The organism is Acinetobacter sp. 24-47-39 (assembly GCF_056783825.1).
The window spans coordinates 1-5,435 of sequence record NZ_JBWYIP010000026.1 but is presented as its reverse complement, the minus strand read 5'-3'; the positions used below and the strand labels follow the sequence as shown (position 1 = coordinate 5,435).

Genomic DNA, 5,435 nt, shown 5'->3' with positions numbered 1-5,435 from the left:
ATAAAAAAACACCCCCTTCTATTGAAGGGGGTGTTTAGAATAATGAGCTGGCGATGACTTACTCTCACATGGGTAACCCCACACTACCATCAGCGCTAAGAGGTTTCACTTCTGAGTTCGGGAAGGGATCAGGTGGTTCACTCTTGCTATTGTCGCCAGCACAACTGTTGTGACTTTGCTTGGGTCTTATTCGCATATATTGTTTGCGTGCCTTTGCTTGGTCAAAGAAGTTATTAACAGCTATTTGAGTTGCTTTAGTTTGTGCAGTTTAGCGTTTTATCTAACTAAATCAAGTTATTTGTCATGATTTGAACCACAACACCAACTGTTTGGGTGTTGTATAGTCAAGCCTCACGAGTAATTAGTATTGGTCAGCTTCATACGTCACCGTACTTCCACATCCAACCTATCAACGTTGTAGTCTTCAACGGCTCTTTAGAGGACATAAAGTCCTTGGGAAATCTAATCTTGAGGTAGGCTTCCCGCTTAGATGCTTTCAGCGGTTATCCCTTCCGAACATAGCTACCCGGCGATGCGACTGGCGTCACAACCGGTACACCAGAGGTTCGTCCACTCTGGTCCTCTCGTACTAGGAGCAGATCCTCTCAAATTTCCAACGCCCACGGTAGATAGGGACCGAACTGTCTCACGACGTTCTAAACCCAGCTCGCGTACCTCTTTAAATGGCGAACAGCCATACCCTTGGGACCTGCTTCAGCCCCAGGATGAGATGAGCCGACATCGAGGTGCCAAACACCGCCGTCGATATGAACTCTTGGGCGGTATCAGCCTGTTATCCCCAGAGTACCTTTTATCCGTTGAGCGATGGCCCTTCCATACAGAACCACCGGATCACTAAGACCTACTTTCGTACCTGCTCGACTTGTGGGTCTCGCAGTTAAGCGCGCTTTTGCCTTTATACTCTACGCGTGATTTCCGACCACGCTGAGCGCACCTTCGTACTCCTCCGTTACTCTTTAGGAGGAGACCGCCCCAGTCAAACTACCCACCAGACATGGTCCTCGCTCCAGATAATGGAGCAGAGTTAGAACCTCAATATTACCAGGGTGGTATTTCAAGGACGGCTCCATAGAAACTGGCGTTTCTACTTCAAAGCCTCCCACCTATCCTACACAAGTAAGATCAAAGTTCAATGTCAAGCTGCAGTAAAGGTTCACGGGGTCTTTCCGTCTAGCCGCGGGTACACCGCATCTTCACGGCGAATTCGATTTCACTGAGCCTCTGCTGGAGACAGCGCCGCCATCATTATGCCATTCGTGCAGGTCGGAACTTACCCGACAAGGAATTTCGCTACCTTAGGACCGTTATAGTTACGGCCGCCGTTTACTGGGGCTTCGATCAAGAGCTTCGCTTACGCTAACCCCATCAATTAACCTTCCAGCACCGGGCAGGCATCACACCCTATACGTCCACTTTCGTGTTTGCAGAGTGCTATGTTTTTAATAAACAGTTGCAGCGGCCTGGTTTCTGAGGCTGCCAGTAGCTCAAGGAGCAAGTCCTATCACCGCCGGCAGCGTACCTTCTCCCGAAGTTACGGTACCATTTTGCCTAGTTCCTTCAGCAGAGTTCTCTCAAGCGCTTTGGTCTACTCGACCTGACCACCTGTGTCGGTTTCGGGTACGATTCCTGTGTAACTGAAGCTTAGAGACTTTTCCTGGAAGTATGGTATCAGCCACTTCGCTAGTAAACTAGCTTGCTATCGATTCTCAGCATAGAGCACCCCGGATTTGCCTAAGATGCATGCCTACAATCTTCCACCTGGACAACCAACGCCAGGCTGACTTAACCTTCTCCGTCCTCTCATCGCATTACACAGAAGTATTGGAATATTAACCAATTTCCCATCGACTACGCCTCTCGGCCTCGCCTTAGGGGTCGACTCACCCAGCCCCGATTAACGTTGGACTGGAACCCTTGGTCTTTCAGCGAACGGGTTTTTCACCCGTTTTATCGTTACTCACGTCAGCATTCGCACTTCTGATACCTCCAGCAGACTTCTCAATCCACCTTCATCGGCTTACAGAACGCTCCCCTACCACTTGCAATAAATTGCAAATCCGCAGCTTCGGTACATAGTTTTAGCCCCGTTACATCTTCCGCGCAGGCCGACTCGACTAGTGAGCTATTACGCTTTCTTTAAAGGGTGGCTGCTTCTAAGCCAACCTCCTAGCTGTCTATGCCTTCCCACATCGTTTCCCACTTAACTATGATTTAGGGACCTTAGCTGGCGGTCTGGATTGTTTTCCTCTTGACTACGGACGTTAGCACCCGCAGTCTGTCTCCCGGATAGTACTCATTGGTATTCGGAGTTTGCATCGGTTTGGTAAGTCGGGATGACCCCCTAGCCGAAACAGTGCTCTACCCCCAATGGTATTCGTCCGAGGCGCTACCTAAATAGCTTTCGGGGAGAACCAGCTATCACCAGGCTTGATTAGCCTTTCACCCCTATCCACAAGTCATCCCCTGGCTTTTCAACGACAGTGGGTTCGGTCCTCCAGTAAGTGTTACCTCACCTTCAACCTGCTCATGGATAGATCGCCTGGTTTCGGGTCTACACCCAGCAACTAAACGCCCTATTAAGACTCGATTTCTCTACGGCTCCCCTATTCGGTTAACCTTGCTACTGAATGTAAGTCGCTGACCCATTATACAAAAGGTACGCAGTCACCACACGAAGTGGCTCCCACTGCTTGTATGCATGCGGTTTCAGGATCTATTTCACTCCCCTCACAGGGGTTCTTTTCGCCTTTCCCTCACGGTACTGGTTCACTATCGGTCAGTCAGGAGTATTTAGCCTTGGAGGATGGTCCCCCCATATTCAGACAAGGTTTCACGTGCCCCGCCCTACTCGACATCATCATGTAAGCCCTTTCGTGTACAGGACTATCACCTACTATGGTTGCACTTCCCAGAGCATTCCACTAAAGCTTACATAACTTAATGGGCTTTTCCCCTTTCGCTCGCCGCTACTGAGGGAATCTCAATTGATTTCTTTTCCTACGGGTACTGAGATGTTTCACTTCCCCGCGTTTGCCTTGCAACACTATGTATTCATGTTGCAATACCTATCTTATGATAGGTGGGTTCCCCCATTCAGATATCTCCGGATCACAGGATATTTGCCGCCTCCCCGGAGCTTTTCGCAGGCTATCACGTCTTTCATCGCCTCTGACTGCCAAGGCATCCACCACATGCACTTAATTACTTGACTATACAACCCCAAACAGTCGTTCGATCCTACAAGTAGATCGTTCAACATTACAGTTTGAAGTACTGTGTATCTAAACACTGTACAGCTTCAATTCAAATTCATATACCAAAACGCTTGATTCAGTTAATTTCGCTAGTTCTCATTTCAATCACTTCAACTTAATAACTTACGTTATCTCGTTTCCGCTCTTTCTATGAGTATGAACAAATTATTTCAACTCAAATATATGCTGTTAATGATTCACTACGTCTTCGTCAGATCGCAGTCAACTGTGATAAATCACAGAGCTTAATAATCAAGGCGTGCAGTATACACAGCTTTATTACTAAGCTCTATAAGCTATCAACTCGTTTGCTTACTACGTATTCGAATGAATACGTGGTGGAGACTAGGAGAGTCGAACTCCTGACCTCCTGCGTGCAAAGCAGGCGCTCTACCAACTAAGCTAAGTCCCCAGCTTATCATTTAGATCAATGTATCTTTCTTCTGTATGAATTGCTTCGTCAGTAGTGGTGGGTCTGACAAGACTTGAACTTGTGACCCCACGCTTATCAAGCGTGTGCTCTAACCAACTGAGCTACAGACCCTCAGATACATCGTCATGAAGAACAACTTGTTGTGGATTCTTACCAATCGTCAATCTTTCGTTAAGGAGGTGATCCAGCCGCAGGTTCCCCTACGGCTACCTTGTTACGACTTCACCCCAGTCATCGGCCACACCGTGGTAAGCGTCCTCCTTGCGGTTAGACTACCTACTTCTGGTGCAACAAACTCCCATGGTGTGACGGGCGGTGTGTACAAGGCCCGGGAACGTATTCACCGCGGCATTCTGATCCGCGATTACTAGCGATTCCGACTTCATGGAGTCGAGTTGCAGACTCCAATCCGGACTACGATCGGCTTTTTGAGATTAGCATCCTATCGCTAGGTAGCAACCCTTTGTACCGACCATTGTAGCACGTGTGTAGCCCTGGTCGTAAGGGCCATGATGACTTGACGTCGTCCCCGCCTTCCTCCAGTTTGTCACTGGCAGTATCCTTAAAGTTCCCGGCTTAACCCGCTGGCAAATAAGGAAAAGGGTTGCGCTCGTTGCGGGACTTAACCCAACATCTCACGACACGAGCTGACGACAGCCATGCAGCACCTGTATGTAAGTTCCCGAAGGCACCAATCCATCTCTGGAAAGTTCTTACTATGTCAAGACCAGGTAAGGTTCTTCGCGTTGCATCGAATTAAACCACATGCTCCACCGCTTGTGCGGGCCCCCGTCAATTCATTTGAGTTTTAGTCTTGCGACCGTACTCCCCAGGCGGTCTACTTATCGCGTTAGCTGCGCCACTAAAGCCTCAAAGGCCCCAACGGCTAGTAGACATCGTTTACGGCATGGACTACCAGGGTATCTAATCCTGTTTGCTCCCCATGCTTTCGTACCTCAGCGTCAGTATTAGGCCAGATGGCTGCCTTCGCCATCGGTATTCCTCCAGATCTCTACGCATTTCACCGCTACACCTGGAATTCTACCATCCTCTCCCATACTCTAGCTTCCCAGTATCGAATGCAATTCCCAAGTTAAGCTCGGGGATTTCACATCCGACTTAAAAAGCCGCCTACGCACGCTTTACGCCCAGTAAATCCGATTAACGCTCGCACCCTCTGTATTACCGCGGCTGCTGGCACAGAGTTAGCCGGTGCTTATTCTGCGAGTAACGTCCACTATCCAAGAGTATTAATCTTAGTAGCCTCCTCCTCGCTTAAAGTGCTTTACAACCAAAAGGCCTTCTTCACACACGCGGCATGGCTGGATCAGGCTTCCGCCCATTGTCCAATATTCCCCACTGCTGCCTCCCGTAGGAGTCTGGGCCGTGTCTCAGTCCCAGTGTGGCGGATCATCCTCTCAGACCCGCTACAGATCGTCGCCTTGGTAGGCCTTTACCCCACCAACTAGCTAATCCGACTTAGGCTCATCTATTAGCGCAAGGCCCGAAGGTCCCCTGCTTTCTCCCGTAGGACGTATGCGGTATTAGCATCCCTTTCGAGATGTTGTCCCCCACTAATAGGCAGATTCCTAAGCATTACTCACCCGTCCGCCGCTAGGTCCAGTAGCAAGCTACCTTCCCCCGCTCGACTTGCATGTGTTAAGCCTGCCGCCAGCGTTCAATCTGAGCCATGATCAAACTCTTCAGTTTAAAATCAATAGTACCTA

Annotated in this window: 2 tRNA genes and 3 rRNA genes; all 5 read right to left on the bottom strand. The window is 49.2% G+C overall.

From position 1 onward, the window contains the following. Nucleotides 1–45 precede the first annotated feature (45 nt). A 5S ribosomal RNA gene (rrf, locus tag AC1M9C_RS14865) occupies nt 46–160 on the bottom strand. Nucleotides 161–340: 180 nt separating this feature from the next. Then, nucleotides 341–3,232 (bottom strand): 23S ribosomal RNA (locus AC1M9C_RS14860). A gap of 379 nt (nt 3,233–3,611) precedes the next feature. Continuing rightward, nucleotides 3,612–3,687 (bottom strand) — tRNA-Ala (locus AC1M9C_RS14855). Between the two features lie 55 nt (nt 3,688–3,742). Beyond that, a tRNA-Ile gene (locus AC1M9C_RS14850) sits at nt 3,743–3,819 on the bottom strand. 61 nt (nt 3,820–3,880) lie between these two features. Further along, a 16S ribosomal RNA gene (locus AC1M9C_RS14845) occupies nt 3,881–5,418 on the bottom strand. The 16S, 23S and 5S rRNA genes sit together here with 2 tRNA genes alongside, the layout of an rRNA operon. Nucleotides 5,419–5,435: the final 17 nt, after the last annotated feature.